We start from the raw sequence: 26,502 nt of genomic DNA, 5'->3' as shown, positions 1-26,502 counted from the left end.
GATCAACGGAACAAAGACTGTGTTGTGACCTAGTGTGACGGCATCGCTTCACGAAGGGCGGAAAGCGGACTTTCGCTGCGATTGCATTGGTTGTTTTTTAACGAAAGCAAGCAGACCTTCTGGATGCAAATACCAACGCGAAGACTCTGGTGAGATGCCTTAAGGCGCAGATATCTTGGCAAAGCCGACCTCCGCTATTTAAGCGCGCTGTTCAGGACTGTGCGAAAGTAGGCTTGTCCATCTGGCAACATGGTTGGGAAAATCCACGTCGGGTGCCGGCTCCATCGGGGGTAATACGCGATCCGCCGACAGCTGCTTCTGGTTGTTGCTTCAGGATCGATGCATGCGACCGAGTGTTAAGCTGGGCGCTTTAGTGCTGGAGGTTGGCCTCCTGCTAGCGGGATCGTTCAGATACCACTTGTTCACCCGCAGGCAGGTTGACGTCTTGCCTTATCATTTAACCCTCGGCGGTGGCGCGCGGCTCCTCGCTATGGAAATGGCCAATGCCCCGACCCTTTGCAGGACGCATGGACATCTGCACCAAGTTAAGGGGCCGCGTCAGCGGATCGCAAATCGCTACCGTCTTTCGGTTGACTAAAGGATGGTCGGATCAATTGTATCCATGGCGGACACCTGCATCATTCCAATCTGCTCACAGGACCCCCTACAGCATCGCGCAATTCAGGATGCAGTATCCAGTTTCCGCGATGCGCATCGGTTTTTGCCGATCCACGAGATGCAAGGATCGTGTCGTCGTCCAAAGCGGTCGACTGGATATCCGGGCCCGTCTCGGAGGGACAGATAACCGGCGATCAGGCGGCCTGCGTTCGCAAGGGATCTGGTCGCGGAGGCCTGTGAAGTATACCCGACGCTGTTCGCCAGCATCGCGTCTGTCAGCCCGTCATCGCCTCGCCAATGACAATGCGAACAGCATCGCCCGCTGCGGGCGGGTCAGAGCGACGTGATCAAGTGCTTCGGCATATTCCTCGACGCTCGGCACCGCCATGTCCGTGGCCGTATCCTTCCTGCGGACTTCCATTCGGCGCGCTTCTCTTGCGTCGATGATGTCTTGCAAGGCGGCGATCGCGATATCTTCGGTTTTACCGCTCGCTTCGGCAATCAATCCACGTGTCTTTGTTGGCGGTTTGGCGAAGGCGCGCGCGACGAACTCTCCTGCGAGAAGTCCGGACTTGATCTGATATCTGCCATGTTCGCTGAGGTGGACCGGAGATTGCGCTTTCTTCTTGTCGACCCTGGCTTTCTTTGACTTCGTCATGTCTTTGAACACGGCCTGACCCTTAACGGATCGGCTTCCCAAGCTTGAACTCGCCACTGGGCATCCCCTTTCGGACTATGATTTAAACGGATCGGTTGACGCGCAAGGCATTGCGGCTGCCTGGGTGCCGCGACGCTGCATGCCGAACGGATCCACAGTCGCTGCGCGGATGTGCGACTTGGGATGTTGACGTTCAGGCTGAAGGCCTCGACCGCGTCAGAGGAAGCCATTCTTGGCTGGAATGGGTGCCCGGCTGAGGCACCCATCCGCAATTCTCAGGCGAGTGCAATATTCGTTGCACTTTCGCGGCCGTCCCGGCCAGGCTCGATCTCGAACGTCACTTTTTGGTCGTCGTTCAAGCTCGTCATGCCCGCCTGTTCAAGCGCGGAGATGTGCACGAACACATCCTTTCCACCCGATTCCGGTGCGATAAAGCCGAAGCCTTTGGTGGAGTTGAACCATTTCACTGTGCCATTGGCCATGTGAATTTTCCTTGTAGATCGCTGCCCGCGACATGCGGCAGCCCGGCTTCTTACGACAATGTCGAGCGCTGTGAGCCGGCAACGGAAAACAGGAAGTCGAATGGAGGTCAGTAGCACATGTGACGTGGTTACCATCTGACGCGATTACAAGTGGCGCGCCGACCGGGGACCGATCTTTCCTTTGCCAATGGGGTATCGATCTACTATGAGTGCACAGCTACCGGGCACCCCGGTGGCGCGAAAAGGAAAGCCAAAATGTCGTTCAACGACCTGGCGAAGAAAGAGGCCGCCGACCAAAAGGCCTCGCAAGAAAAAGACCCGAAACAACAAGACAAGACTGACAAGAGCCCTGCACCTGAGGCAGAGTCCGGCGATCAGAAATAGGCCTGACTCACTTCGAAGGATGTATCGTTCTTCGCACCGCTCTTAGAGGCGGTGCGCAAGAGTTCCGCCTTCAATGATCTCGTGGATCAGATCAGCGGCTTTCGCGTGCGATTTCCGCTCGGGCTTCGGACAGTCAGCGTTTCCAAGCGTCTCCGCAGCATCGCTGAGAATGCCGGTGATCTCGCTGTCGGGAAGCAACTTGCGATCTTGCAAAGCCAGCAGCAGGGCCTCGCAAATCGAGAGGGCGGCCAACCCCGCCGGGTCTGGTTGGTCTGACATCACGATATCCCTTTGGTTTTTCATCACGGTACGCAGGCGCGAGGTTTTGATGCCCCTGAATACTGTCAGGCAGGATTTTGTCGTTTGTACTGATTGAAAGCAGTGTCGATGACGAATTCCAGACAGCCATTCTGCAGATCGAGAGGGCCCGGAAATGGCAATTGAAACCAGTCCACTGGCGCGGAAGCTCTCCGCCTTCGTCCAGCTTTCGGCGACAGAACTCGGCGTTCTGGAGCGGTTGCATGAGCGACGGAAATCCTTCTCACCGGGACGCGATCTTGTGCATCAAGGTCAATCCGAGCAGGCGGCGTATATTCTGGCGGCGGGTTGGGTTGTCTCATACAAGATTCAGCCTGACGGATCGCGCCAGATCGTTGATTTCCAGATACCGGGGGATTTTCTTGGGTTGCGCAGCGTGCTTTTGCACACGTCCGATCATGGGATCGAACCGATTGTCGACATCGAAGCCGCTGAAGTCATGGTGGGCGATCTTCTGCAGGCCTTCGCTGAGACGCCACGGCTTGCAACTGCGATCATGTGGGCCGTGTCGCGCGACGAGGCGATGGTTGTCGAACATCTGGTTGGGTTGGGACGTCGCGACGCAGATGCCCGCATGGCGCATTTCCTGCTGGAACTTGGCGTAAGGTTATCCCTTGTCGGGATAGGAAGCAGACAAGGCTATGCGTGCCCGCTCACGCAGTATCATCTGGCTGATGCGCTGGGATTGAGCGCGATTCACGTCAACCGCGTCTTGCGCAAACTCCGGGAAGGCGGGCTTGTCACGTTTCGGGACGGTTTGGTCGTGTTCGATGATTATGACGGTTTGGTGGATTTGGCCAATTTCGACCCGGCCTATCTGGATCATGCGCGGCCGTTATTGCCTTAATGCGGCCGCCCGAAATTTGGCTACGGGCGGCCCGGGATCACTGCGGCGCGGGCGGCATCACATCAAGGCGCGGCTGGCTTCCTTGAGTTCGCGATGCGCTTCTTCGTCGTTGTCTGCGTCATGTGCCTTTTCGGCGGCTTGAAAATGTTTCAGAGCAGTCGCCTTCTTGGAGCCTTCAGGGGCCTTGTCCCAAGCCGACTTGACCGATGCCATGTGCTTCACAGTCTGATTTTCCTGGCTTTGATTTTCTTCTGTTCATGGAATTGTCCTTTCCTGGACAGTCCGACAACGAGAGGCGCAATAGCCGCGCATTACAGTCGATGCATTGCGTGCCTTCCGCGCCTCTGGGATACTCGGAAAAAGCGCCACCACGAATTGCGGTGGTCAGGTCGGGCATAGCCCATGCATGGAAGACGTGGACTGACGTAAGTTAGCCAGGCTGCGCCAGATACAGGATTTGCGCAATCATCGCGCAGCCAATGATTGCCAGCATAACCCAAATAACTGGAATTTGCGGAAACGAATGGCGGCCCGATTGAGGTTCCTTGGCGAAAATGGGCGGTGCCCGCGTGGGCAGCAAGGAGACAAGCCTGCTGGCCCTGCTCTGGCTTGCCAGTGCAAGCGCCGGGATATCCTTGATCATCTCGAAATGTGCGTTCAGGCGAAGTTCGGCATCCTCTTTCCCCAGCCGCGCAAGCTCTTTGGCTTCGGTCCAGGGTTCGAGGCCAAGACGCGCAAGGGCAGACAGAACTGTCACGGCGGCGCCGGTTCTGTCTTCGCCCACTTCTGCGTGCAGGAAGGCATCATAGTCGGAGCCATCCGGGTGGAGAACATCAGAGGCAGACATTGAATTCCTTTCTATCGGCGGCTGACACGGTAACGCGCAGCGCCCAAATCTATTTTCGGACCTACTCTCGCAGTCATTCACCACGTGAGAGCTAACCTCGATCAGCATCGCGCCCCCAATGATCGGTTAATGTGCGCTCAATCGCGCCGGTTTGCGGGGTGTCTTACTTGCTCACGCCGATGCGCCATGACTTGGCCGACGACCCATTGTCCTGCCTACGGCACCCAAAACCGATGACGCAAAAAAGGTTGAGGGCGCGGAGCACGCAGTTTTGTGCGGTCCCGCCTGCTCTTGAACCAAGAAAATAGCGAAGCGGCGCTTTCCCCGCTGGAGGATACAGAATGAAGACACCTGAATGGCTGAAGCCCGGTCTCTACGGTGCATTTGCGGGCGCTGCATTTGTTGCGATCGCGGGATTTTCCTGGGGTGGCTGGATGACCAGTGCCGGTGCCAACGAGTGCTGGCCGACGAACTTGCCCAGGATCGGGTGGTGGCAGCGCTTGTTCCGGTATGTCTCGAAATCTCGAACACCGACCCTGACAGGGTTGCCCTGATCGAGACAATCCAGGCCGCTTCGGGTTTCCGGCGGCGGGACGCGTTGATTGAGGCAGGGTGGGCCACGGTGCCGGGCGCGGATGCGCCCAATCGTGATCTCGCTTTGGCGTGTGACGAGGGGCTTGAGCTGGATGAGTCGTGATATCGCGGCGTTGGCAAAACCCCTGCTGATTGCCCTTATTGTTTCACTAGCGGGAGCGGCGCCGGCCTACGCACAGGTCGATGACGACACAGTCCCGGAAAACGCCCAACCCAGAAGTTTTGGAGGTGGATGGGAATGTCTGAGCACCTTTCGACGGGACGGCGGGGCCTGTTTGCCCGTTGTCGTGCCCGAAAACGCATTTCCGACGAACCGGACCTATGGCAACGGGTGGGAGTGTTCGCATGGGTATCGGGAAACAGCGGATGCGAACTGTGCCGCAGTGCATGTCCCCCAAGGTGCCTATCTTGATCCGTCAGGATTGAGTTGGACATGCGTGCGTGGATTTCGGGAGGTCGACGATACCTGCCAGGCGATTGTTCTGCCAGCCAACGGATATCTGACCGGTAATTCCTTCGGGGCAGAATGGACCTGCGATCGTGGTTTTGAGCGCATCAGCGAGCTTTGCGCAGCAATTGCTGTGCCCGAAAACGGGTATTTGAACGGTTCAAATCATGGACGCCCTTGGGATTGCGAACGGGGCTATGTGGCGCAGCGCGACAGCTGCGCGGAGATTGCCGTCCCCGAGAACGCGTATTTCGATGATGCGAGATATGGCCCGGGCTGGAGATGTGAGCGTGGGTTCGCGGCGTCGGACAACGCGTGCACTTTGATCGAAGTGCCCGCCAATGCGCATCTCAACCGGTCTGGAAACGGTTGGGAATGCAACCGGAATTTCCACCGCGCAAACGGACGCTGTGCCCTGAACGAGTAGCGGGCGCTCACTTAGCACCGAAAAAGGTCCGGCTATCACCAACATGTCGCGTGTCGGCGCATTGGCGGTCATGCGGCGCTGAGAAAAGGAACGCGCTATGAAACCAATAGATACACAAACACCAACCGCAAGGCTTTCGAGCATGGGGCCGCAAGCCCCACCGGGTCCAACGATGATTGGCTCACCGGATGGTAGCATCACGGTCACCGAAAAGGTGCCAACAGCGGTCGTTTATTGCGAAGGGAACTTCGGACAGATCGACGGCAAGACGGCAAACGGGCTTGTTCGCCACAGCCAAGCCTACCGCATTCTTTCTGTGATCGACAGCGCGCTTGCCGGGCGCGATAGCGGTCAGGTCCTGGACAATGTCAGCAACGGAGTGCCAATACTTGAAGGCATTGAGGCCGTCCTGGACGGCGCAACAAGCATCCCCGATACGCTGATCTACGGAATGGCGCCGTCGACCGGCAAGCTGTCGCCGTCAGATCGCGAAGTCGTACTCGATGCGATCGCGCTCGGTATGAATATCGTCAGCGGACTGCACGAATACCTCGGTGATGATCCAGAGATTTCGGCGGCTGCGCAGGCCGCAAACGTGACCATCCGCGACATTCGCAAACCTCGGCCGAGCAAGGATATGCGCCTGTTTGACGGCAGCGTCTCGAAGGTCGGGGCGATCCGCATCGCCGTGCTGGGAACAGATTGCGCCATCGGCAAGCGGACGACGGCGACCGTCCTCGCTCGGGCATTGAACGCCCGTGGCATCAAGACGATCCTGGTGGGCACAGGCCAGACTGGCCTGATGCAGGGCGCAAAATACGGGGTCGCCATGGACGCCGTGCCGCCGCAATTCTGCTGCGGGGAGCTTGAACGCGTGGTCGTTGCGGCAACTGATGGCGAGACACCAGATGTCATCTTGGTGGAAGGACAAGGAGCGCTCAGCCATCCGGCGTTTTGCACATCGGCCTTCATTCTGCGCGGCAGCCAACCTCAGGGGGTCATTCTTCAACACGCGCCGAAGCGTGCTCATCGATGCGACTTTCCAACCTTTCCGATGCCGGACCCGAAAGTCGAAATTGCCCTCATCGAAGCCTTTTCCGACACACAGGTCATTGGATTGACGATCAATCATGAGGCAATGACGGAGTCCGAGGTGGATCTGGCAATCAAAACGCTGTCGCGCGATCTCTGTATCCCAGTGACAGACGCGTTGACCCGGCCGGAAGTTCATCTGGCCGACATGGTCCTGTCGGCCTTTCCGCAACTGCATTCAGAACCGCTCGTGGCTGCAGAATGATCACACCGCGTGTCGAGATCGATCTTGAAAAAATCACTCAAAACGCCCGATGCCTCACAGGTAGGCTTGGCCCGCGGGGTATCTCTGTCACTGGTGTGACCAAGGCCGTTTGCGGCCATCCTGGCGTAGCTGGAGCAATGTTGACCGGAGGTGTCGTCGGACTTGCTGAATCCCGTATCAGAAGTGTCATGAGAATGCGGGGAGCGGAATCCGTTGCCCCATTTCGATGATACGCGCGCCAATGCTCGAGGAGGCTGCAGACGTCATCAGGTACTGTGAAACAAGCCACAATACCGAGAAGAGCACGATCCTGAACCTCGGCGCTACCGCGCGGCAAGAAGGAAAAACGCATCAGATAATTCTGACTGTCGAAATGGGGGATATGCGCGATGGCATCTTGCCCGAGGACCTTAACGATCTTGCCTCACTTGTCGTTGCCACGCCGGGCCTCGCCCTCAAGGGGGCTGCTGCGAATTTCGCCTGCTTGGGCAACGTGGCGCCGACAGCCAAAGACATGGCCAAATTCTCGCGACTGGCCGACAAGGTCGAAGGCGAATGCGGGCCCTACGTGGCGGTGGCATCTGGCGGCAGCTCGGCCAATTTGGCATGGGCGCTCGGCAAAGAACCGACCGGTCGGGTCAACAATTTGCGCCTGGGCGAGGCGATCCTTTTGGGCATCGACCCCGTTTCGGGGCAGCCGATCGACGGTCTTCATACAGATGCATTTGCTCTTTTTGCCGAAGTCATCGAAGCAAGCATCAAACCAAGCTCAATGCCGATGAGACCGAGTGCGCCGACGTTCGGGAAGCCCTTTCTGATTTCGAATGGCGCTCAACGACATTGCGCCGTCCTTGCCGTTGGGCGCCAAGACACGGATGCCACCGGCCTATTTCTTCCATCGGGGTTTGGGTTTGCCGGAGCGTCGAGCGACCACACCGTGGTCGACACCGGCAAAACCAGCGTATCCGTCGGTTCTGAAATGAAGTTTGGAATGAACTATGCTGCCCTGATCAGGGCGATGAGCGCGCCCGATGTCGAAAAAGTCGTGCACCACGGGCTGCCGATTAAGCGAACGAGCACAGACACCAGACCTCAGCCGTTTCTGAGGTTGATATGAGATCCAAATGACCCGGCCGGGGGCCGCCATTGCGCCGCAAACGAGGGGTCGCCAAGCGCACTCCTCCCTTCATTCCTCTCCAAGGAACAATGGAAAAGATCTTGCGCCCAATTGAATGTGGAGAAGCCATGCAAACCAAAGGTGACGACATTGAAATGGACCAGCCCACGCGCGCCCTTGGTGACGCACCCAAGGCGCGTTTCTGCTTGCGGTGTGAGGCCTCATTCTGGAGCGAAGGGTTCGGCCAGCGCATTTGCAACCGTTGCAAAGGATCTTCGGTCTGGCGGACGGAAGTGCCGGAAGGCATCGGTCAAGGTCGACGCCGTCCCGGCGGTCGATCCTACTAGGGTTCGCCTGTGGTGTTTATCACAATCACATACGCAACGACGCATCGCTATCGAACCCCTGCATGACTTGGTCCGCACCGACCCACCCTACGCCACCGTGAGACTCGGGACCTCGCCATGGCATTTCTTGATCTCAAGATCGTTCCGACCGCATGCATCGCGCCATGAATGCATAGCCGGTATGGTGAAGCTGCACTGCAGCGCGCAGCCATGAACCGAACGGCGGCTCAGGGCCGTCTCTGAAGGCGGCACAAGTCATTAGATTTCAATGGCTTCTGCAATCGCAAGAGCATCCTCAAGCTCGACGCCGAGGTATCTGACGGTGCTGTCCATCTTCGTGTGGCCCAACAGCAGCCTGGACTGCACGCAGGTTGCCCGTCTTTTTGTAGATCTGTGTCACCTTCGTGCGCCGCATCGAGTGCGTGCCGTATGCGCTCGCCTCCAGGCCGATCGACGTCACCCAATCACGGACAATCCGCGCATATTGGCGGGTCGAAATATGCAGCCGCTCGTGGAACCGGCCGGGCCAGAGGTATTCGGATCCGACCATCAGCGGGTCCCGCATCCACCTTTCGAGCGAGGCTCGGGTGCCTTCCGAGATTTCGAAGCGGACAGGTTTCTGCGTCTTGCTCTGCAGAACCGACGCACGTTCCTTGATCTGGCCAGATGCCATGACGTCGACGACCTTCATTTTGACCAGATCGCAGCCACGCAGTTTGCTGTCGATGGCCAGGTTGAAGAGCGCCAGGTCACGATGGTTCTCGGCCAGTTCGCCGAACTCGGATCGCCCAGACGTGCTTTGGCTTCAGCGGTCGTTTCTGGCCAACGATACGTCCTTTGTTCCAGGCTGGGCGAAGCGCGCGAATGGCCGGTAAGTTTGGTGCTTCCATGACTGATCCTCCGATCCGCCATACTCCTCCTCAAGCGACAACCCGACGTTGACAAGGCACGATATCACGGGATTGTTGCGCTGCCTCCGAGGTCGGCAGTGAGCCCAAAGTGACAGATGCTGCAATGCAAAAAGCGATGCTAGGCGACACTCCTGACATATCTTGGCGGCAGCGTATGCTATCCTGCAAGTCGGCTGGCCAGGAGAGAAGATATGAGCAGCATCGAGAACTATGACTCGCAATCAGGAAAGCTGATCCCTGTCTTTCGGATGGAGATAAACACACGACCGGATGATACCGAACGGCTGTTGGATACCATCTTTAAGGTTCATCCGCTTGCCGTTGGAGCTTACGAGCGGAACGCAACCGTAACCGCTCAAGGAGCGGAGACGGGAAGACCGGGAGAAGAAACGGTTACGCGTATTCACAACGAAGATTTCGAGGCCGATGGCACCGAGGTGTATCCGTCAGTCGAACTCAAGGTGTCTTTCGAGCGCGATATCCAGTTGCTACAAAGGATCATGGAGGCCGTTCTCCACGCCCATCAGTACGAAGAGCCGATTATCCATGTTCGTGAGGAGTGGGCCAGCCGGGCAAATTATACGCCAAAGAACGACAATCCGAACCGGTGGTGGAACGATGGGCGCGGCACTCTGAGATGGTTTCGCTCGATCAAAGCCGCAGATAGCTGGTCATCCTGAACGGCAGGAAAGTCCCGCGTTGCAGCCATCCGTCCACAGTTAGGTTTGCCAGCGCAGAGAATGTCCGGTTCGACGGGCCGCGCCGCAGCAGAAGCGAAGGCGGTTGAACGGCAGCTTTGGGCCGAGTGACCGTTAGTGATACTGCTGACCGCCTGGATGCTGCGATGCATCCAGTGACCGCCCTGAGCCCATACCTGCCACATGCTGCACGTAGCACGAATGGCTGCTATCGATCATGGATCGATGCGACGACCTCATATGCAGATGACGCGTCATTGAGGTGTGTCACGGCAGCTTTTCGCTCGTCCGCAGAATCACTCTGCGGCGATCCGTTCGATCTCCTTGGCAACACCCGAATAGATCGGTCCAAGCGCCTCAAACAGGTATTGTGTCGGATGGACAACAATCCCTCGCCGGTCGTCCGGGTCACGTTCGCGCCTCGCTAGGTCTGCTTTTTCCAAACGGTCTAGCAAGGTCGTGACGGACCCGGTGGTCAATCCCAACTCGGCGGCGATCTTGCTTGGCTTAACCGGTGCTTCTGCGAGCATGTTCAAACACCGCAGGTCGTTCCGGCTGACGCCGACGGTGTTGGCGGCTTTTGTGTCGAGCCGGTCAATACTTGCGTACAATCTGCGGCACGCTGCGACGAGGTCTTGAGGGGTCGCTTCTTCGGAAGATGGCATCGGCTGTCATCCATTTAGCTTGACAATCAAGTTACTTGATATAGATCATCGTTCAACTGGATTTGGAACGCAAGAACCTTGGAGACTGAAATGGAAATCGCGCTTTATATCGTGCTCGGGCTGGTTGCCCTTGTTGCCCTTCTGTCCGCACTCGCGCTCCACCAGGTTGAGTACACCGAAGAGATTACAGTCGATGCACCGGTTGAGCAGGTCTATGGCGATATACGCCTCCAAGAGCATCTGATGCGTTGGTCGGCCTGGCCGAAGGAGACCAAATCTACGTGCACTCGTCGAAGGTGCCGACGGTGAAACAGGAACCAAAACGGTGTTCTTCACAAAAGGCAAACGGGTGGGCCACCAGGAAGTTGTGCGCCTGAAAGAGAACGAGGAAGTGGTCCTGACACTTGTCGGCCCCGGACCTCCTCATAGACCAAAAACTGACCTTTGAACTTCCGCTCCCTGGGCGAAGGGCGCACGCGCGTGTTGGCTCACTTCATCAACGAACTGCCTCGCCCGTTCAACGCGATCTGGAAGCTTGCTGGTCTCACGAAATGGACGCGAGAAATGCATCGGAAGGACCTCGTCGGTCCTCAAGGCGTTCTGTGAGCCGCCGCATCGTGACATGAACGGTGACGTCGTCGGACACCCACCGAAGGGTAACAACCCCTATGAGCATAACAAGCAGTCGGCGTTATCGTCACATGAGTTACTTCCCTCATGACTTCTTCGGCGAAATTGCACTGCATGGTGTCGGGAAGTTGCGGGTGATCACCTACAAGGTTTTGTTCATGCCACCTCGTTTTGAGGCCGAATTACCCTTCCAGACGTACCCGCGCTTAAGGGTCGAGGGTGAGATCGCTGATGTCCCAGTACGTGGTGCATGGATGCCGGTAGGTGATGGACGGCGCTACTTTATTGTCTCGCCCGACATCAAGGCCAATACCGGTATTGACGTTGGCGACGAGGTCGAAATGCGATTCAGGGTCGATGACCAGGATCACGTCGATGTGCCGGCCGCCTTGAACGCGGCTTTGAAATCAGACGATGCCGCATCGGCGCAGTGGGCCAAACTTACAGCAGGGAAGAAACGGATGTTCACCAACCACGTCTTCTCTGCAAAGACCGCACTGACCGAACGACGCCGCGTTGACGAGGCAATGACAGCGATCACACAAGAGATCACTCTCCGCGACCTGCAAAAACGGAAGAAGTAGGTTCCTCATAGCAAGTGAAGCCGCCGTTGGCGCGGGCGTGTTAAACGGAAGCAAAGTCCGCATGCATAAATTAGCCGCCTCCAAGATTTCGCGGTTGCGGCGAAAGTCCGGTCTGACGGGCCGCACCGCGGCATACCGGTCGGTGGGAGAATGTCCGCAAAGGGCCGAATGCGGATTATTGAGGCAGCGCTTGATCTTGTCGGCTTGTTGTTCCGACGACCGTCGCGTTCGGCCCATAGCTGCCGTCCACCCCAAGCCCGCGATCCCGCGGTCGCAGCCCACTTTCCCGACATTTCCGCTGCGCGTGCAAAATCCGGAGCCTCAATGAACTCACAGATCGCGAGATTTTTGCTGCCGTTCGATCTGAGGATCGAACGGCTGCTAGGGCCGGATCAAGCGAACGCTTCGCGGGCTTTCACAGCCTTCTTTGAGGCGTCGGCCTTCACCTTTCGCGGATGCGGCTTTCCTGTCTCGGCATAGTGCTTCGCACTCTTCAGTCGCTCTCCCGCAGGACTTTGCCGAATTGCAGCTTCATCATCGGGCCCATCAGGATGTTGAGGGGGAAAGCGATGTCGACGTTGAGTTCCATTTGAACCTTGCTCGCGTTGCCCCTGGGCTGCACGGTCCAGCCTGTTCACAAGCCGTTTCACGAAGCCCGGCATTTTGTCTCCGGTGGCTGAATAGGCGACATGCCGTCTGTTTGCGTCGAAGGCCTCGATCGTCTCCTGTGAACGGCCCAAGCGAAGTCTGGCACACACGCCCGGCCACTGGGGCGGCCGCAATCTTTGGACGTTCCCGGTCGAGCTTCCGAGGAGTAGACGCTCGATGCCCATTCACCGGCATTGACGTAGTTCGGTCCAAGAATGTCCCAGACCTTGTCGGCAGGTGCATTGATGTTGATGGTTTTGCTGATTTTCATGGGATCCTCCTAGGGATAGCGGGGTCGGGTCCAATCCGACCCCTGGTCGGTTAACCGATCACATTTCCGCCCATCGCGTATCCGCCCTCGGCGGTTTCTTCGATATGGACGTTGATGTACTGCTTGATGTCGCCCTTACCGCTGTCGGAGGCGACGGTATTCAAACCGTCCGTCAGCTTGCTGACGATTGCGGCCTTTTCGTCCTTGGTCCATGCGGATTTCGGGACCGTTACTCGGATGGTTGGCATTTGGTTTCCTTTACTTTAGCTGAAGTGTTGCGTTTTGCATCACGTAATGTATTTTGCACCAAGCGATACATAATGCAACAGTTGATGTAAAATAAATCCGATATGGCCAGACCACGAAATTTCGATGAAGGCGAAGCCCTGCAAAAGATGGTCCAGGGTGTTCTGGCGCCACGGCTTCGATGCGACCACCACGAGGATGTTGGAAGAAGCGACCGGGATAGGCGTTCGCGGGATCGCCAACACGTTCGGTGACAAAGAAGAGATATTCTTGAAGGTGCTTGGCGCCTACACTCAGATGGCGCGCGGGGTGGTCGCACACGTCTTCGATCCGCCGCGTCTGGAGGCCGCCCAGATGTTGTTTCAGGGTTTGGCGCAGGCGACGGACGATCCCGATGACGTGACGAACTGCGGTTGTCTGATGGTGAACACGGTCTTTGAACTCCTGGTCGCGCGAGCCCGCGTAGTCCGCGACGCCGTGGAGGCATACCGCTTCATGTGGCGCGACGCGTTTCGCGACGCTGCAATCGCGGACGGATTATCCGATCCTGATGCGCGCGCGGAATTTCTTTTGGGGCTCTTGTGGGGCGCACTTAGTCAAATACGCTTGATGGGGTCGACAACAGCGCACTCGCACCCTATGGCGCAGATCGCCGTCGAGACAATCGATGGCTGGAAACGACAAACAGCCTGATCTTACAGAGGACGGCGATTTTGAGCTAATACTGCTCTTTGCCGATTGCAGACCTTCGTCGGCTCTGCAGCATCCTTCACGTTGGGCTCAACCTGCCATCAATGCGGCGCGGCATCTGCCAAGTCACAGCCTTGACTTTGGCCACTCGCGGCCCGAAGCCGCCGCTCGCTCAATGGTTGCCTTGCTGTGGTGCGACACGTCAGACCGGCCTTTCGCCGCAGGTGCATTCATTGCCTGCCCTCATACTCACAGTCCACGACATCAAACTGCCATAAAAACGTATGTGCCACATGACGGATCGCCGCTACCGGTCCTTTCCGTTCGCTGTACTCGCAGCGAACCGTCGCCAATGCCTTACGAGAATAAGCCCTAGCGCCTGTGGAGAGCACCAAGGCCGATCCTGTGGGAGCATTGCTCGACTTTAGCGCGACGACCCGAGGTCAAGGCCGGAGACGCCATCCACACGACCGGAGCCGAGGTCCGTGCCAGAAACCATGGACGGAGCTTCGACGCCGAAGGACCAGGCCTGGGCGGGTGCAGTATCGATGGTGAACGTGGTGACAAGTGCAAGTGCTATAATCAATGCAGTAAAGACGTTGGTCATGGGAAAGGGTCCTCCGTTGCGATGTGACAGATATGCGCACTCTCCGCCGCGGTTCGCGAGGCAGGGAAACCCGACTTCTCACATTTTCGCGAAGCGGTTATGCGGTGAGAGGCCGTCGAAGTGAGTCAGCGCGCCTGTCGGATTGCGCAACCCTTAGACGATATCTTGCCATTTTGAGCGAGCGCATTCCGCACTATCCCTCAGCGCACACCATGCCGCTCGGCCAGCTTCCGAAGGCTGGTCTCCGCATCATTCAGACTGGTCACGCAATATGTGTTCGGGGTGCTATTCCGTCACTTCCACCCGACTTGAAAAAACCCGAGAGGACGGACAAGCTCATCACAACCCAGACGTGCTGAGGAACTTTTGGTTAGGAATTATGATATGGATTTTTTGTCCCGCATCTTGGCGACTGGCGGCCTAGTGGTTCTGTTTACCCAACCAGCAAGTGCATCTCGATCCGTCAAATTGCACACAATTTGGCCAAGATAATCGGTTGCCACAGGGAGCCGAAGCGGCGGCAAATCCTGACCCGTTCGTTGATCCAACTGGTTGGTCAGAACGCCTGGTTTGCTTTCTTGCTCCCGATGCAACTCACGGACCGATATATCATTTCTTAGAGCCCATTCCTGGCGATCCAAATGGTGGATTTCTGCGCTACATGCCAAACGTTGTGACGGTGATGCGCACCTCTGGCCTTTGGGCTGGCAGGTCGATGACGGGGTGCGGCCCGTTGACGACGGACCAATCGGCGGGCCCAACGTTCGGAGGGTTTTGGTGTCAGGCTGACATCTCTTCAGGTTTCGACGTTCGTTTTGATTTGGAGTATTCTCCTATCGGCGACCTCTCGTCTGTAACGTTTTCGATCTACACGACCGAGAGCAGCGTTTTCCAAGGGTCGGACCTTGCTCCTCTTCTCTCCGCGTCGGACAATTTGGTCCTACAAGGTGAGCTTGTTTTGCCCGGTGCAGGGATCAGCTATCCTTTGAGCTTTATCAATGATGAAAACCGAATAACGACGGCCGTTCCGGAGCACATGATCGAGCTGTTCTTTGGCCTTCGCGAAACCGCTGAGGACGTGACTATCTTCATGAACGCGGCCAACGCGAACCCGCCTGTGTCCGCCGAGATCACATTGGGAGCCGCGACGATTGGGCAGGTCTTGAACGAGCCTGGCTCTTCTTGAAACAGTGATCCGCCATGACATTAACCGCTAATAAATGGTACTTTGCAAAAAACTGCGGCGGTCCCTTCTATCTAGTACCCTTCGATAAGAAAATATCTCTGGATCTGAACGCCTTTTTAAGTAGGCGGAATGCTAGATCCATTCCCTGGTTTGTCATCGCGCGAAGCGAAAAACCGGCCCAAAGCCGCCATCCGTGGCGTTCATCTTAGCTGCGATGCGGCTTCCCCCGAAGCGGACGTTGGCAGTCTGCGCGAAAATTCGAGGTTTTCAAGAGCGTCTGCGCTGCCGAAAGCCGTCCAATCTCAACGCAAACGAAAGACGCCGGTCGTTGCTGGGTACCTGGTGACGTGCGTGCGGCAGTTCGATGCTCACTGCAATGGCGTCTATGCAGGTGCGCCAAGCATCAAAGCCAACCTGCGCCGCGTCTAAGCCATTTGAACGCTCGCTGGAGCGTCCTTGGCGCCGGTCATAAAAGCGACGGCGTCTGACATGGTGTAGTCCTTTGGGTCCACGACACAAAGCCTGCGGCCTAGTCGATGAACGTGGATACGATCTGCAACTTCAAAGACGTGCGGCATGTTGTGACTGATCAGGATGATCGGAATGCCCCGCGACCGCACGTCCAGGATCAACTCCCAACACCTTCTCGACTCTTTGACCCCGAGCGCCGCAGTGGGTTCGTCGAGAATGATGACCTTTGAGCCAAACGCCGCTGCGCGTGCCACGGCGACGCCTTGTCGTTGTCCCCCTGACAAGCGTTTCAACAGCTTGGTTGATGTTCTGGATCGTCATCAATCCTAGCTCGTTCAGCTTTTCGCGCGCCTTGGCCTCCATCGCGGCCTTGTCTAACTGCTTCAATATCGTTCCGCGCCAGCCAGGTTTGCGCAGCTCTCGCCCCATGAACATGTTGTCTGCAATCGATAGCGCAGGGCTGACGGCCAACGTCTGATACACGGTCTCGATGCCGGCATGACGCGCGTCGTTTGGTGAGGCGAAGGTGACACGCTTACCTTCCAACTCGACCTTCCCTTGGTCGGGCACAACTGCCCCCGACAGCGCCTTGATCAAAGTGGACTTTCCCGCTCCGTTGTCGCCGATCACTGCCAGGATTTCCCCAGGGTAAAGATCGAAGTCGCAGTTATCGAGGGCTACAACCTTACCGTACCGTTTGGTCAGATTTCTGCCCTTGAGAATGGGTTCCATTACGCGGCCACCTTTCTGATCCATTGGTCGATGCCGACCGCTAAAATGATGAGCGTGCCGATCAACATGAACGTCCATTGCGGGTTCACACCAGCCATCCCGAGGCCCAGCATGAAGACCCCCACGATAAGTGCCCCAAAGAAGGCACCCCAGATGGAGCCACGCCCGCCGAACAGTGAGATACCTCCGATCACCACCGCCGTAATCGACTCGATATTGCCCTCGATCCCCGTCGACGCACTGGGCGAGACCGAGGCGAACCGTCCGATCAGTGACCACCCGGCGATCGCTGCAATGAAGCCGGCAAGCATGTAAACCGACATCAGCGTGCGCTTGACGTTCACACCGGCAAGTTCGGCGGCTTCGGGGTCGTCGCCTACGGCGTAGACATGACGCCCCCACGCGGTCGAGCGCAGCATATAGGCCAGAATGAAGGTAAGCAGGATCAAGGTCAGCACGCCGTAGGTGATCTTGGTCTGCCAGATCAGGTCCAAAAGAAACTGGTCGGTGTCGTTGGGCCTCATACGCTCATAGACATTCCCGCGCAGGCCATCGATCCAAAGGACCAGCTTGTTCGTTGGGCTTCAGCCCCAGCCATTGCAGCATCGGCGCGTCTTCACGGATGTCGCGGGCGCGGATCGTCTCGTTGCGGGAATAGATGTAGTTGGCCGCGAGCACGATTCGCCAAACGCCCAATGTGGCGATGAAGGGCGGGATCTTGATCCGTGTGACCAGCCATCCTGATAGCGCCCCGATGGCCGCACCGGCTGCAAGACCGCAGGCCACGGCAACGGCGGGAGGGATGCCGTAGCGAAACGTGAATTGCCCCATGATGACCGAACAGAATACCGCGATGGCGCCGACCGACAGATCAATGCCTGCGGTCAGGATCACCAAAGTCTGGGCCAAGGCGAGGATGCCGACAATCTGGATCTGCTGAAACACCAGCGTCATTTGCGGCAGGAACCGCGGCCCAAGCCAGCCGGTAAATATCATGATAGCGCAGCCAAGCACGATCAACGGCACCAACGACGGCGTCTTGTGAAGCGCACTCTGAAACCGCATCAGAAGGGATTTGTTATCCACTTCAAAGCTTGCGACGCTTTGCTCCGCGCCCTTCAGGCCGTCTTCAAAGTTGTCCGAACGCTCCGCCATATCCTCTGCCCCTGATTGCTGGTTGTCGCGGTCTTGATTTTCGAAGGGCGGACCCTGGCCCGCCCTCCTTTCAGCATGGTCGGTGGCACGAAGCCCCGATCACTTCAGCCCCAGCAGAGGTCAGCGCCTTCTTCGACGCCGATGCTTTCCACACCGTCGACGGGTTCAGCCGTTACAAGCGCCACGCCGGTATCAAAGAAGTCCAGGCCGGGCGTATTCTCCGGCAAGGTGCCGTCTTCGGCAAAGGCGGCAATGGCCTCAATGCCGAGCGAAGCCATCAGCAGCGGGTATTGCTGCGAGGTCGCGCCGATCACACCATCGGCCACGTCCGCCACGCCAGGGCAGCCACCGTCGACCGAGACGATCAGGACGTCATCCTGGCGACCAACGGCCACAAGCGCTTCGTAGGCACCGGCGGCGGCAGGCTCGTTGATGGTGTAGACCACGTTGATGTCCGGGTCGGCGGCAAGGCAGGTTTCCATCGCCGTACGCCCACCTTCTTCGTTGCCGGCGGTCACTTCGTTGCAGATGATGCGCTCGTCGGTTTCATCGCCCCACATGCTGGGATCGACCACATCAATGCCAAAGCCGGTCAAAAAGCCCTGATCCCGAAGAACGCCAACGGTCGGCTGGCTGATGGCAAGATCCAGCATTGCGATGCGGGCATCTGCGGCGGCGTCACCCATGGCGCCCGCGGCCCACTGACCACATCACCACCCGCGGCAAAATTGTCGGTGGCAAACGTTGCATCAGCGGCGTCAATCGGCTCCAGCGGCGTGTCGAGCGCGATAACAAGAATGCCAGCGGCACGCGCTTCTTCCACGGCGGGGACGATTGCGGCGGTGTCGGACGCGGTGATCAGGATGCCGGACGCGCCATTCGCGATGCAGGTCTCGATCGCTGCAACCTGGGCTTCGTTATCGCCGTCCACCTGACCGGCATAGGAGTTCAACGTGATTCCCAACTCGGCCGCAGCGGCCTCAGCACCCTGGCGCATCATCACGAAAAACGGGTTGGTATCAGTCTTTGTAATAAGACAGGCGGATACGCCGTGCCCATCCGCCATCGCAGCCCCCGTTGTCGCAACAGTAGCCATCGCAGTGCCGATCAGTAGCTTTTTCATAATGTCCTCCCAAGACAGATTTCCGGCAGCTCTGCGCCGCCTCATCAGCGATCCCTCCTCAAGGCCGCTGCCCTCAAAAGCCACGATCTGAACCGGGCTGTCAATTAATTAGTTAACTTTCTTTATTAAAGAGAATGCGCTAGGATGAACCATGAAAAAACGGCATTAGTAGTCGCCAATGGAAGACGGATTGGTCAGATCGCTCAGCTTCGGGCTGAGCCAAAGCGGTGTTCGTGATCATAACGAACGCCTGCTCCTGTCGTTGATCCAACGCCATGGCGGTATGCCCGGAAGTGACCTGTCGCGCCGCGCCGGACTGTCGCCTCCGACTGTCTCAAGCATTCTGCGCAAGCTCGAATCCGATGGGCTGGTGCGGCGCGGTGATCCGGTACGTGGCAAGGCTGGAAAACCGTCGATCCCCATGCACCTCGATCCTGAAGGGGCTTTTTCCTTCGGCCTCAAGATCGGGCGCCGCTCGGCCGAACTTGTGCTAATCGATTTCACCGGCGCTGTACGCCACGAACGTCACCTGACCTATATGCGCCCCACACCCGCAGAAATCTTCGCCTTCGTCGAAGACGGCGTCGAAAGCATCAGGGCGGAACTGAGCCCACCCCACCGACAACGCATCTGTGGCTTCGGCACCGCCGCTGCCTTCGAGTACCGTGGAATGCAAAAAACGCCAACCCGGGTGATATCTTTTCCGAGTGGCAAGGCGTCGATCTGAAGGACCAGCTTGGAGACCGGATCGACCTACCGGTCTTACAACTGAACGACGCCACCGCCGCCTGCCAGGCCGAACATACGTATGGGCGCGGCAAGGAATTCCAGGATTATGCTTATTTCTTCGTCGGGGCCTATATCGGCGGCGGCATTGCCCTGGACAATGCCGTCTACGAGGGCCGCCAAGGCAATGCCGGGCGCGCTGGGGGTCCCTGCGCAGCATTGGGCCCAATGGCGAAAGCATGCAATTGGTCGACATGGCTTCCATCCATCAGCTTGAACGTCGGCTGCACGAAGTCGACATGGACCCACGCCAGCTTTGGACCGATCCCGAGAGCTGGCGCACGTTGGCGCGTTACGTGGACCCTGGCTGGGGCAAACGGCCCAGGAACTGTCCAAAGCGGCCCTGTCTACTTGTTCCGTCATCGATTTTGAGGCGATCCTGATCGACGGTGCCTTCCCCGATCACATTCGTGATGAATTGGTCGAACGGGTCAGACGTTACGTCGTCACCCAGGATACGCGCGGCCTGATCTGTCCGCGCATCGAAGCAGGCAGTATCGGAAAAAAGCCCGCGCCATTGGCGCGGCAGCACGTCCTATCGGAACCCAGTTCTTGCTTTAGCGGAATTTCCTTCGCTTGGCAGAGTTGTGCGAACTTGCGGTTGCTGGTTCGGCGTTGGGTCAAATCTCAAATAATTCGAGGTCTGCACTAACTCGCGACAGGATCTGCTTGGTGTCTGTGTCTCTAGGGTATTGCTTTTCGCATTTAGTAGGTTGGGCTCGTTCCAGACCTCGAATGAGGCGCAGCATCCTGTGATATGTTGCGTCGTCAACGTCGGGTTGTCGCTGTGGAGGGCATGGCGGATTGGAGGATCAGTCATGGAAACACAAAACCTACCTGCCATTCGTGCGCTGCGGCCAGCCTGGAATAAAGGCCGTATCGTTGGTCAAATGCGGCCTCTTAAGCCGAAGGCAAGTTTGGGCAATCCGCGTTCGACTTGAACTGGCCGAAAACCATCGTGACCTAGCGCTGTTCAACATGGCGATCGACAGCAAACTCCTGCGGGTGTGATCTCGTGAGCATGAAAGTGGTGGACGTTATGGCGTCTGGCCAAATCAAAGAACGTGCGTCAGTGTTGCGGTGCAAAACACAGAAGCCCGTGCGATTTGAGATATCCGAGGGCACACGCGCCTCAGTCGGAAAGTGGATGGAAGACGAACTAATGGTTGGCTCCGAGTACCTTTGGCCTGGCCGCTTCCACGAGCGCTTGCATATCTCAACACGACAGTATGCGCGGATCGTCCGAGATTGGGTCACATCAATCGGTCTTGAGGCAAGCGCATAAGGTACGCATTCGATGCAGAGAACAAAGGTGACACAGATCTACAAGAAGACTGGCAACTTGCGGGCGGTTTAGCTTTTCCTTGGTCATACCAAGATGGAAAGCACTGTCAGGTACCTGGGCGTCGAACTGGAGGATGCGTTAGCCATCGCCGAGGCGATTGAAATCTAGCAACTTCGGGCCGTCTTCAAGGACGGCCCTTAGCGGACATCCAGTTGGGGATCACCTTGCTGGAGTGCGGCCGGTAGAAGGAAACTTTGGCTGTGATCACGACGTTCACGTTTTTTCATGTCACCTGCTATTCCAAGATCCGATTGCCCTCGACTGCATTGGCCGCGGACAACGGGTTATGGCTTGTCTCGATAACAGAGCCGAGAAGTCAGGCAGCACTGCTAAAGAAGACCGCCCTATCGGAGCATCTGCACCATGGCTTCGGAAATCTTTCTGTTTCCAACCATCGCTGACCGGCCAACATGAAGGGTAGTCTCGGTGCAGCCTACCCCTCCACTCTCAGCAAGCTAAGCCACGGTGCCCATGACAAGTATTGGCCGTCTCTCGTCGGAGCTACCCCCGGCAAACGCACATGTGAAAAAGGCCCTCGCAAGGAGGGCCTTTGAATTCTTAGCAACACGGTGCCGTCAGATGCTATTCAGCACCTTATCGACCGTTTCACGAACTTCGGCTTTCGATTTTCTCCAGCTTTTGCTGCAAAACGCCTTCCATCTGTTCACGATCGCCCTTTGCGGATCTCCAGGTCATCGTCGGTCAGATCTCCGTAGCTTTCACGGAGCTTGCCTTTGATTTCGGTCCATTTGCCTTCGATTTGGTCGCGGTTCATAGCGGTTCTCCTTGGGGCGTGGTTGCGGTTTCGTGGAACGGTCGGGTCAGTTCGAAGCGATATCGTCGTTTTCCGGCGGCGTTATTTCGATGCCAGGCACGGTCACGGTCTCTTCAGTGATTTCGACCGAGCCGACCTCAGCGTCGAATTCCGGCAGGTTGCCGCCTTCAACGGTCACGTTGGGCAATGCGGCCTCTTCGGTCTGATCGATGTCGATCATGTAGATGCCGACAACGGCAACGATCGCGGCGATTGCAATGGCGAGAATGGTTCCGGTTTTCATGTGTCAAACTCCTTCGTTTCTGGTGGGTTAACGGCCTCAACGGCAGAAGGTTCCAAAAAAATTTTCGAATGATAACAATTGCGTAAAGAAAAGGGGCGAACGATCACGAGGTCAGACCGTTCGCCCCTTTTCGGGCATCGCTTGATGCCAGTGGTGTCAGCTTCGTCCACTTACGGCCCGCGCCAAGAGCGAGATGACGAACAGGACGATGAATACGAAGAATAGGATCTGCGCGATCCCAGCGGATGCGCCAGCGATCCCTCCAAAGCCGAAGAGAGCCCGCGATCAACGCGATGATCAGAAATGTGACGGCCCAGCGTAGCATGGTGTGTCTCCTTATCGATTACACACCTCCTCAACCCTTGTCCTCGCCATTGGTTCCACGGAAACCGTCAGAAGATCTGCAATTTAGTTAATAGGGTCACAACGTCCTCGGTCCGGAAGGGCTCATCAAGCAGATGGAGACCGAGTTTGGACGCGTCTTCGGTCCGATGTCCGACGTCAAGGAGTACAAGCGGCGTGCCACTTCTCAGCCACGCGTCGAATTGCGGAGCATTCAAGGTACGTTCAAGGCCACCCGACGCAATGACCAACGCGGCTACATCTTCCGTGATTGCGGCAAAGTCGCTGTACACCACAACGTCCCGCGCCCCTGCAATTCATCAGGATGTCGCGCAAATCCTCGGCCACCAAAACGTTGGAATGCACGATGATACACGGCGCATCCAGCCGCCCTGTCGGTGGGTCCACGGTATCTGCCTTGGGGCTGCTGGGGCGTCCTTTCATCGTCCCATTTGGAACGATTTCAGTCGCCGTGCATTAAACTAGGACATAGCAAGCGACGAAAAGAGTCATGGTTACTGATTGTGCAAATTGCCCGCTTCGCAAACGCGAGGCCTACGACACTCTAAACAATGAAGAAATCGCCTTCATGCGACGTTTCAAGGTGGGCGAAGCCTGAAAGTCGATCCTGGTACGACCCTGCTGATGGAGGGCTCAAACAGCCCGCAATTGTTCACGGTTCTGAAAGGTATGGGCCTGCGCTACAAGCTCTTACCCAATGGGCGGAGGCAGGTTGTGAACTCTGCGCTGCCCGGCGCATTTCTGGGCCTTCAGGCCGGTGTCATGGGGGAGATGAAGCATTCCGTGGAGGCAACCACGCCGATGGTTTTGTGTGTCTTCGACCGTGCCGAGTTGTGGAACCTCTATAAATCCGGAACCTGAACGCGCGTTCGACCTGACGTGGCTATCCGCGATGGACGAGCACTTTCTGGGTGAGGCTTTGGCCTCAATCGGCCAGATGAGCGCGATGGAGCGGATGTGCTGGGGTTTGCTGCGTTTCTATGCCCGTTGTGATGATGTGGGGCTAACCGATGGCGATCATTGCCCGTTCCCCTATCGGCAGCAGGACCTTGCCGATGCTTTGGGCCTGTCGCTTGTCCACACGAACAAGACCTTGATGAAGTTGCGGGAAAAACAAATCCTGTCGCTCGAAGACGGGAAACTGGGCCTGCACGACCGCGAGCAAATGGAAGAGCTTGCCTTGATCGAAATTGACCGTCCTGCACGTCGACCGTTGATCTGACATGCGTTAGGACGACATGAAAAAGGGCTGCCCGGTAACTCGGTGCAGCCCTTTTTTGTGGCTTGTTTACTGCGTGGCGACGCTTTCTTCGGGCACGCCTGCCGCTTGGTCCTCGGCGGGCACGCCGTCAACAAGGAACGCGGTGATGGCGAAAATGGCCGCTGCGCCGACGGCAATGGCGATCCCCCAGAGCGCGGGTTTGTGGCGGCGGGCTTGACGGTCAAGGTTGGTATCGGGTGCGGACATGTTGTCTTCTCCTTCTGGTTCAGGAAGCTAACGCGTAACCTCGGGTTACGGTTCCTATTCGTTTGGCCCTAATCCTCTTCCTCGATCTCCGCTTTGACCTGGCCCCATGCGAGCAATGCGAAGACCAGCGTGCCACCGACAATGTTGCCCGCCAAAACAGGAAGGAAGAAACCAAACAGCGCGGGTTGGGCGGCGAGCTCGCCTTGCAGGATCAACACCCACATCTCGACCGAACCTGCGATGATATGCGTGAAATCACCTGCGGCGATGAGCCAGGTGAAGATGACAATCAGCACGACCTCTGCCACCATTCTGGCCCGGCATCATCCAGACGATGGAGGCGACCAGAATGCCCGCGGGGATGGCGCGCAAAAAGCCTTCCGAGGGCGCGAAGCCAGTTGCGTGATTCGATAGCCCGTTGATGGTTGCGAGAAGGTCGGGCGCGATCCCTGTGGTCTGCGTCACAAAGGCCGCCGCAACAAGCGCGCCGATGATGTTAGCCACAAGCACGATGCTCCACAACCGTGCGACGGCTGCCAGGCACGTGCTGGAGCGTTCCGCAGCAAGCGGCAGGATGGTTGTGATCGTATTCTCGGTGAACAGCTGCATCCGGCCAAGGATCACAAGGAGGAAGCCGAAGCTGTAGCCGAGGTTCTCAACAAAGGAAACGCCACGGTGCGTCTGGCAGGTAGGTGCGAAAGATCGCCTCCCCCAGAACCGAGAACGAGATCAGGATACCAGCGGCGACCCCGGACCAGATCAAGGAACGGGTAGGGCGCTCCAACTCTTCTTCGCCGTCGCGTCGGATCACCTCGTAAATCAGTTTGGAACTGAGGCGGGTTGCCTCGCGAACGGCCATCTCTTCGCGCATCGGGGGATCCTTTTGTTCCGCGGAAACGCGCACCACCCGTTGAGAGTTCCCCAATTAATCTGCGGAACTTCGGACCGGGCTGCGGGTTGATTGGGGAGAGAGAAAGGAGACACTCATGTCTGACACATTGAAAGTCATCCCCACTGCCGACGACGTTTCTACGGGCGTCCGCAATAAAGTCGCTGTTGCCGAAGGGCTCGCCGATGTTCTGGCCGACACCTATCGCATGACGTTCAAAACGCATGCCTACCATTGGAACGTGACCGGCCCGGCGTTTTACTCGATCCACAAGCTGACGGACGAGCAATACGAGAACATGTTTGCGGCAGCCGATGAGCTGGCCGAGCGTATCCGCGCCCTTGGCGAACTGGCCCCGATGCGCATGAACGACGTCATGAAACGATCGCGCATTGAGGATCTAGAAGAGATGCCGTCTGCCCGCGAGATGATGGAAGACCTCGCAAGCGACCATGAGAAGCTGGCACACCGCCTGCACGCGCTGGTCGAGTTGGCAGGAGGCCACAAGGACCCCGTGACGGAAGACCTCGCAACCGAGCGCAGCGCGTTCCACGAAGAAGCCGCGTGGATGTTGCGTGCCATAGCTGCCGATTGATTGACAGCGCCCGCAAACAAGAAAGCCCCGACCGCTTGGCCGGGGCTTTTTCGTGCGAAGCTCTGTGTGTCTCGGCTTAAGCGTCGACGCCCATACGCTCGGTTGTGGCGAAGAACATCGCTTGGCTAGACCGCGGCGCGGACCTGATCCTCGGAATAAGGCTTCGTAATCAGGAATGCAGGCTCGGGCCGCTCGCCCGTCAGAAGCCGTTCCGGGAATGCCGTGATGAAAATGACCGGTCGATCCCCGAGATCAGCCAACAACGCATTCACCGCGTCGATGCCCGAGGATTTGTCCGCAAGCTGAATGTCCGCAAGGATCAGATCCGGCACCTTTGCCTTACCCTTCGCGATCGCGTCGTCGCGGGTGCGGGCCACGTCCGTCACAGTGTGCCCCATATCGGTGACGATGGATTTCAGATCCATCGCGATGATCCCCTCATCCTCAATGATGAGAATGTCACCGGCAACCATATCGCCCATCTCGGACATGGCGCGCGAAACAAGGTCCTCCGCCTCACCCTGCGAGACATCCATGATCCGGGCGATGGCTTCGAACCCAAAGCCCTCAACCGTGTGCAGCAACAAAGCCTCACGTGTGTTGGCGGTTAGCTTGCCAAGGTGTACCTGCGCGCGCACCTCAAGCAGGTCGGTGTTTTCGCCCTCATCCGCACTGGGTGAGCCCGAACTGGACCAGATACCGTGGAAGATGCGGAACAGTCCAACCTTGGTAGACGGGTCGTCGGCAACGGTGGACGGGTCTGCAACAATCGCTTCCAACGTGGCCATAGCGTAGCGGTCGCCTGTATCCTGCGCGCCCGTCAGCGCGCGCGCATACCGGCGCAGGAACGGCAAATCTTCCATCAAATCAGTGCTCAGATCCCGCGTGTTTTCGGTAGATCCCATGCTAACTTCTCCTCGTGCACATTTTATTGGGAACTTTTTGCGCGCTGATTGGTTCCCACCAAGACGACAATTTTTTCGGTATCGGTGAGACA

At 57.5% G+C, this 26,502-nt stretch carries 24 protein-coding genes and 10 pseudogenes; 15 read left to right on the top strand and 19 right to left on the bottom strand.

What is annotated here, in order from left to right:
• Positions 1-901: 901 nt before the first annotated feature.
• On the bottom strand, positions 902-1,288 hold the full coding sequence (locus ACZ1HK_RS02895) for a hypothetical protein (protein WP_472627380.1): 387 nt from the start codon (positions 1,286-1,288) through the stop codon (positions 902-904).
• Positions 1,289-1,551: 263 nt separating this feature from the next.
• Positions 1,552-1,758, bottom strand: coding sequence for a cold-shock protein (locus ACZ1HK_RS02890; protein ID WP_472627379.1), 207 nt, complete (start codon positions 1,756-1,758; stop codon positions 1,552-1,554).
• A gap of 255 nt (positions 1,759-2,013) precedes the next feature.
• Between ACZ1HK_RS02890 and ACZ1HK_RS02885 the strand changes: the two genes are divergently transcribed.
• Positions 2,014-2,142 (top strand): hypothetical protein, encoded by a 129-nt coding sequence (locus ACZ1HK_RS02885; protein WP_472627378.1) that lies wholly within the window; start codon positions 2,014-2,016, stop codon positions 2,140-2,142.
• 42 nt (positions 2,143-2,184) lie between these two features.
• On the opposite strand, the gene ACZ1HK_RS02880 is transcribed toward ACZ1HK_RS02885, so the two are convergent.
• Positions 2,185-2,421 (bottom strand): hypothetical protein, encoded by a 237-nt coding sequence (locus tag ACZ1HK_RS02880; RefSeq protein WP_472627377.1) that lies wholly within the window; start codon positions 2,419-2,421, stop codon positions 2,185-2,187.
• 154 nt (positions 2,422-2,575) lie between these two features.
• On the opposite strand from ACZ1HK_RS02880, the gene ACZ1HK_RS02875 reads away from it, so the two are divergent.
• Complete coding sequence (locus tag ACZ1HK_RS02875) at positions 2,576-3,307, top strand: Crp/Fnr family transcriptional regulator (protein WP_472627376.1); 732 nt, start codon at positions 2,576-2,578, stop codon at positions 3,305-3,307.
• A 57-nt stretch (positions 3,308-3,364) separates the two neighbouring features.
• Here ACZ1HK_RS02875 and ACZ1HK_RS02870 read toward each other — a convergent pair whose 3' ends face one another.
• Both ACZ1HK_RS02870 and ACZ1HK_RS02865 read right to left on the bottom strand, forming a co-directional pair.
• Positions 3,365-3,520: a hypothetical protein gene (locus ACZ1HK_RS02870; RefSeq protein ID WP_472627375.1), complete on the bottom strand. Its 156-nt coding sequence runs from the start codon at positions 3,518-3,520 to the stop codon at positions 3,365-3,367.
• A gap of 217 nt (positions 3,521-3,737) precedes the next feature.
• A complete protein-coding gene (locus ACZ1HK_RS02865; RefSeq protein ID WP_472627374.1) occupies positions 3,738-4,154 on the bottom strand; it encodes a hypothetical protein in 417 nt (138 codons plus the stop codon).
• Between the two features lie 457 nt (positions 4,155-4,611).
• Between ACZ1HK_RS02865 and ACZ1HK_RS02860 the strand changes: the two genes are divergently transcribed.
• From ACZ1HK_RS02860 to ACZ1HK_RS02845, 4 genes are all read left to right on the top strand, one after another.
• Positions 4,612-4,851, top strand: coding sequence for a hypothetical protein (locus tag ACZ1HK_RS02860; RefSeq protein ID WP_472627373.1), 240 nt, complete (start codon positions 4,612-4,614; stop codon positions 4,849-4,851).
• A complete protein-coding gene (locus ACZ1HK_RS02855; RefSeq protein ID WP_472627372.1) occupies positions 4,841-5,623 on the top strand; it encodes a hypothetical protein in 783 nt (260 codons plus the stop codon). Before ACZ1HK_RS02860 ends, ACZ1HK_RS02855 begins: the two co-directional genes overlap by 11 nt.
• A gap of 97 nt (positions 5,624-5,720) precedes the next feature.
• Positions 5,721-6,920, top strand: coding sequence for a DUF1611 domain-containing protein (locus ACZ1HK_RS02850; protein WP_472627371.1), 1,200 nt, complete (start codon positions 5,721-5,723; stop codon positions 6,918-6,920).
• A gap of 226 nt (positions 6,921-7,146) precedes the next feature.
• On the top strand, positions 7,147-8,037 hold the full coding sequence (locus tag ACZ1HK_RS02845) for an alanine racemase (RefSeq protein WP_472627370.1): 891 nt from the start codon (positions 7,147-7,149) through the stop codon (positions 8,035-8,037).
• A gap of 605 nt (positions 8,038-8,642) precedes the next feature.
• Here ACZ1HK_RS02845 and ACZ1HK_RS02840 read toward each other — a convergent pair.
• A pseudogene (locus ACZ1HK_RS02840) lies at positions 8,643-9,274 on the bottom strand (tyrosine-type recombinase/integrase).
• 212 nt (positions 9,275-9,486) lie between these two features.
• Between ACZ1HK_RS02840 and ACZ1HK_RS02835 the strand changes: the two are divergent.
• Positions 9,487-9,975: a hypothetical protein gene (locus ACZ1HK_RS02835; RefSeq protein ID WP_472627369.1), complete on the top strand. Its 489-nt coding sequence runs from the start codon at positions 9,487-9,489 to the stop codon at positions 9,973-9,975.
• 314 nt (positions 9,976-10,289) lie between these two features.
• Here the strand turns inward: ACZ1HK_RS02835 and ACZ1HK_RS02830 are convergent, their stop codons facing one another.
• Positions 10,290-10,604, bottom strand: coding sequence for a MarR family transcriptional regulator (locus ACZ1HK_RS02830; protein WP_472627368.1), 315 nt, complete (start codon positions 10,602-10,604; stop codon positions 10,290-10,292).
• Between the two features lie 144 nt (positions 10,605-10,748).
• On the opposite strand from ACZ1HK_RS02830, the gene ACZ1HK_RS02825 reads away from it, so the two are divergent.
• Both ACZ1HK_RS02825 and ACZ1HK_RS02820 read left to right on the top strand, forming a co-directional pair.
• The gene (locus tag ACZ1HK_RS02825; protein ID WP_472627367.1) at positions 10,749-10,967 is read left to right on the top strand and encodes a hypothetical protein; all 219 of its coding nucleotides are present in this window, start codon (positions 10,749-10,751) and stop codon (positions 10,965-10,967) included.
• 392 nt (positions 10,968-11,359) lie between these two features.
• The gene (locus ACZ1HK_RS02820; protein WP_472627366.1) at positions 11,360-11,872 is read left to right on the top strand and encodes a YdeI/OmpD-associated family protein; all 513 of its coding nucleotides are present in this window, start codon (positions 11,360-11,362) and stop codon (positions 11,870-11,872) included.
• A gap of 969 nt (positions 11,873-12,841) precedes the next feature.
• On the opposite strand, the gene ACZ1HK_RS02815 is transcribed toward ACZ1HK_RS02820, so the two are convergent.
• Positions 12,842-13,039 carry a tautomerase family protein gene (locus ACZ1HK_RS02815; protein ID WP_472627365.1) on the bottom strand — a complete coding sequence of 66 codons (198 nt, stop codon included), beginning with the start codon at positions 13,037-13,039 and terminating at the stop codon, positions 12,842-12,844.
• 157 nt (positions 13,040-13,196) lie between these two features.
• Here ACZ1HK_RS02815 and ACZ1HK_RS02810 point away from each other — a divergent pair, with 157 nt between their 5' ends.
• Positions 13,197-13,730 (top strand): TetR/AcrR family transcriptional regulator, encoded by a 534-nt coding sequence (locus tag ACZ1HK_RS02810; RefSeq protein WP_472627364.1) that lies wholly within the window; start codon positions 13,197-13,199, stop codon positions 13,728-13,730.
• Positions 13,731-14,151: 421 nt separating this feature from the next.
• Here the strand turns inward: ACZ1HK_RS02810 and ACZ1HK_RS02805 are convergent, their stop codons facing one another.
• Positions 14,152-14,334 (bottom strand): hypothetical protein, encoded by a 183-nt coding sequence (locus tag ACZ1HK_RS02805; protein WP_472627363.1) that lies wholly within the window; start codon positions 14,332-14,334, stop codon positions 14,152-14,154.
• 448 nt (positions 14,335-14,782) lie between these two features.
• Here ACZ1HK_RS02805 and ACZ1HK_RS02800 point away from each other — a divergent pair, with 448 nt between their 5' ends.
• On the top strand, positions 14,783-15,520 hold the full coding sequence (locus ACZ1HK_RS02800) for a hypothetical protein (RefSeq protein ID WP_472627362.1): 738 nt from the start codon (positions 14,783-14,785) through the stop codon (positions 15,518-15,520).
• 425 nt (positions 15,521-15,945) lie between these two features.
• Here the strand turns inward: ACZ1HK_RS02800 and ACZ1HK_RS02795 are convergent.
• The 3 pseudogenes from ACZ1HK_RS02795 to ACZ1HK_RS02785 form a co-directional block, all read right to left on the bottom strand.
• Positions 15,946-16,723: pseudogene (locus ACZ1HK_RS02795) on the bottom strand (ATP-binding cassette domain-containing protein).
• Positions 16,723-17,878 (bottom strand): annotated as a pseudogene (locus tag ACZ1HK_RS02790) (ABC transporter permease). Before ACZ1HK_RS02790 ends, ACZ1HK_RS02795 begins: the two co-directional pseudogenes overlap by 1 nt.
• A gap of 104 nt (positions 17,879-17,982) precedes the next feature.
• Positions 17,983-19,001: pseudogene (locus tag ACZ1HK_RS02785) on the bottom strand (substrate-binding domain-containing protein).
• Between the two features lie 178 nt (positions 19,002-19,179).
• Here ACZ1HK_RS02785 and ACZ1HK_RS02780 point away from each other — a divergent pair.
• Positions 19,180-20,348, top strand: a pseudogene (locus ACZ1HK_RS02780) (ROK family transcriptional regulator).
• Between the two features lie 257 nt (positions 20,349-20,605).
• Positions 20,606-21,240: pseudogene (locus ACZ1HK_RS02775) on the top strand (tyrosine-type recombinase/integrase).
• A gap of 556 nt (positions 21,241-21,796) precedes the next feature.
• Here the strand turns inward: ACZ1HK_RS02775 and ACZ1HK_RS02770 are convergent.
• The 4 genes and pseudogenes from ACZ1HK_RS02770 to ACZ1HK_RS02755 form a co-directional block, all read right to left on the bottom strand.
• Complete coding sequence (locus ACZ1HK_RS02770) at positions 21,797-21,907, bottom strand: CsbD family protein (RefSeq protein WP_472627361.1); 111 nt, start codon at positions 21,905-21,907, stop codon at positions 21,797-21,799.
• A 46-nt stretch (positions 21,908-21,953) separates the two neighbouring features.
• A complete protein-coding gene (locus ACZ1HK_RS02765) occupies positions 21,954-22,190 on the bottom strand; it encodes a hypothetical protein (RefSeq protein WP_472627359.1) in 237 nt (78 codons plus the stop codon).
• A 156-nt stretch (positions 22,191-22,346) separates the two neighbouring features.
• A pseudogene (locus tag ACZ1HK_RS02760) lies at positions 22,347-22,515 on the bottom strand (DUF1328 domain-containing protein).
• Between the two features lie 67 nt (positions 22,516-22,582).
• Entirely contained in the window at positions 22,583-22,825 is a 243-nt protein-coding gene (locus tag ACZ1HK_RS02755; RefSeq protein ID WP_472627358.1) for a hypothetical protein, read from the bottom strand.
• Between the two features lie 218 nt (positions 22,826-23,043).
• Here ACZ1HK_RS02755 and ACZ1HK_RS02750 point away from each other — a divergent pair.
• Positions 23,044-23,775, top strand: a pseudogene (locus ACZ1HK_RS02750) (Crp/Fnr family transcriptional regulator).
• A gap of 66 nt (positions 23,776-23,841) precedes the next feature.
• Here ACZ1HK_RS02750 and ACZ1HK_RS02745 read toward each other — a convergent pair.
• Positions 23,842-24,021: a hypothetical protein gene (locus ACZ1HK_RS02745; RefSeq protein WP_472627357.1), complete on the bottom strand. Its 180-nt coding sequence runs from the start codon at positions 24,019-24,021 to the stop codon at positions 23,842-23,844.
• Positions 24,022-24,089: 68 nt separating this feature from the next.
• Positions 24,090-24,892: pseudogene (locus tag ACZ1HK_RS02740) on the bottom strand (formate/nitrite transporter family protein).
• Between the two features lie 115 nt (positions 24,893-25,007).
• Between ACZ1HK_RS02740 and ACZ1HK_RS02735 the strand changes: the two are divergent.
• Positions 25,008-25,505 (top strand): Dps family protein, encoded by a 498-nt coding sequence (locus tag ACZ1HK_RS02735; RefSeq protein WP_472627356.1) that lies wholly within the window; start codon positions 25,008-25,010, stop codon positions 25,503-25,505.
• A 76-nt stretch (positions 25,506-25,581) separates the two neighbouring features.
• On the opposite strand, the pseudogene ACZ1HK_RS02730 reads toward ACZ1HK_RS02735, so the two are convergent.
• Positions 25,582-26,410, bottom strand: a pseudogene (locus ACZ1HK_RS02730) (response regulator).
• Positions 26,411-26,502 lie beyond the last annotated feature (92 nt).

Source organism: Gymnodinialimonas sp. JB5-7 (genome assembly GCF_055693405.1).
Note: the sequence above shows the minus strand (reverse complement) of the source record. Positions and strands in the feature narration are given on the sequence as shown.

Coding starts and splice junctions, on each gene's coding strand:
- ACZ1HK_RS02890 (WP_472627379.1), bottom strand. CDS start 1,758: ATGGCCAATGGCACAGTGAAATGGTTCAACTCCACCAAAGGCTTCGGC.
- ACZ1HK_RS02885 (WP_472627378.1), top strand. CDS start 2,014: ATGTCGTTCAACGACCTGGCGAAGAAAGAGGCCGCCGACCAAAAGGCC.
- ACZ1HK_RS02880 (WP_472627377.1), bottom strand. CDS start 2,421: ATGTCAGACCAACCAGACCCGGCGGGGTTGGCCGCCCTCTCGATTTGC.
- ACZ1HK_RS02875 (WP_472627376.1), top strand. CDS start 2,576: ATGGCAATTGAAACCAGTCCACTGGCGCGGAAGCTCTCCGCCTTCGTC.
- ACZ1HK_RS02870 (WP_472627375.1), bottom strand. CDS start 3,520: ATGGCATCGGTCAAGTCGGCTTGGGACAAGGCCCCTGAAGGCTCCAAG.
- ACZ1HK_RS02865 (WP_472627374.1), bottom strand. CDS start 4,154: ATGTCTGCCTCTGATGTTCTCCACCCGGATGGCTCCGACTATGATGCC.
- ACZ1HK_RS02855 (WP_472627372.1), top strand. CDS start 4,841: ATGAGTCGTGATATCGCGGCGTTGGCAAAACCCCTGCTGATTGCCCTT.
- ACZ1HK_RS02850 (WP_472627371.1), top strand. CDS start 5,721: ATGAAACCAATAGATACACAAACACCAACCGCAAGGCTTTCGAGCATG.
- ACZ1HK_RS02845 (WP_472627370.1), top strand. CDS start 7,147: ATGATACGCGCGCCAATGCTCGAGGAGGCTGCAGACGTCATCAGGTAC.
- ACZ1HK_RS02835 (WP_472627369.1), top strand. CDS start 9,487: ATGAGCAGCATCGAGAACTATGACTCGCAATCAGGAAAGCTGATCCCT.
- ACZ1HK_RS02825 (WP_472627367.1), top strand. CDS start 10,749: ATGGAAATCGCGCTTTATATCGTGCTCGGGCTGGTTGCCCTTGTTGCC.
- ACZ1HK_RS02820 (WP_472627366.1), top strand. CDS start 11,360: ATGAGTTACTTCCCTCATGACTTCTTCGGCGAAATTGCACTGCATGGT.
- ACZ1HK_RS02815 (WP_472627365.1), bottom strand. CDS start 13,039: ATGCCAACCATCCGAGTAACGGTCCCGAAATCCGCATGGACCAAGGAC.
- ACZ1HK_RS02805 (WP_472627363.1), bottom strand. CDS start 14,334: ATGACCAACGTCTTTACTGCATTGATTATAGCACTTGCACTTGTCACC.
- ACZ1HK_RS02770 (WP_472627361.1), bottom strand. CDS start 21,907: ATGAACCGCGACCAAATCGAAGGCAAATGGACCGAAATCAAAGGCAAG.
- ACZ1HK_RS02765 (WP_472627359.1), bottom strand. CDS start 22,190: ATGAAAACCGGAACCATTCTCGCCATTGCAATCGCCGCGATCGTTGCC.
- ACZ1HK_RS02745 (WP_472627357.1), bottom strand. CDS start 24,021: ATGTCCGCACCCGATACCAACCTTGACCGTCAAGCCCGCCGCCACAAA.
- ACZ1HK_RS02735 (WP_472627356.1), top strand. CDS start 25,008: ATGTCTGACACATTGAAAGTCATCCCCACTGCCGACGACGTTTCTACG.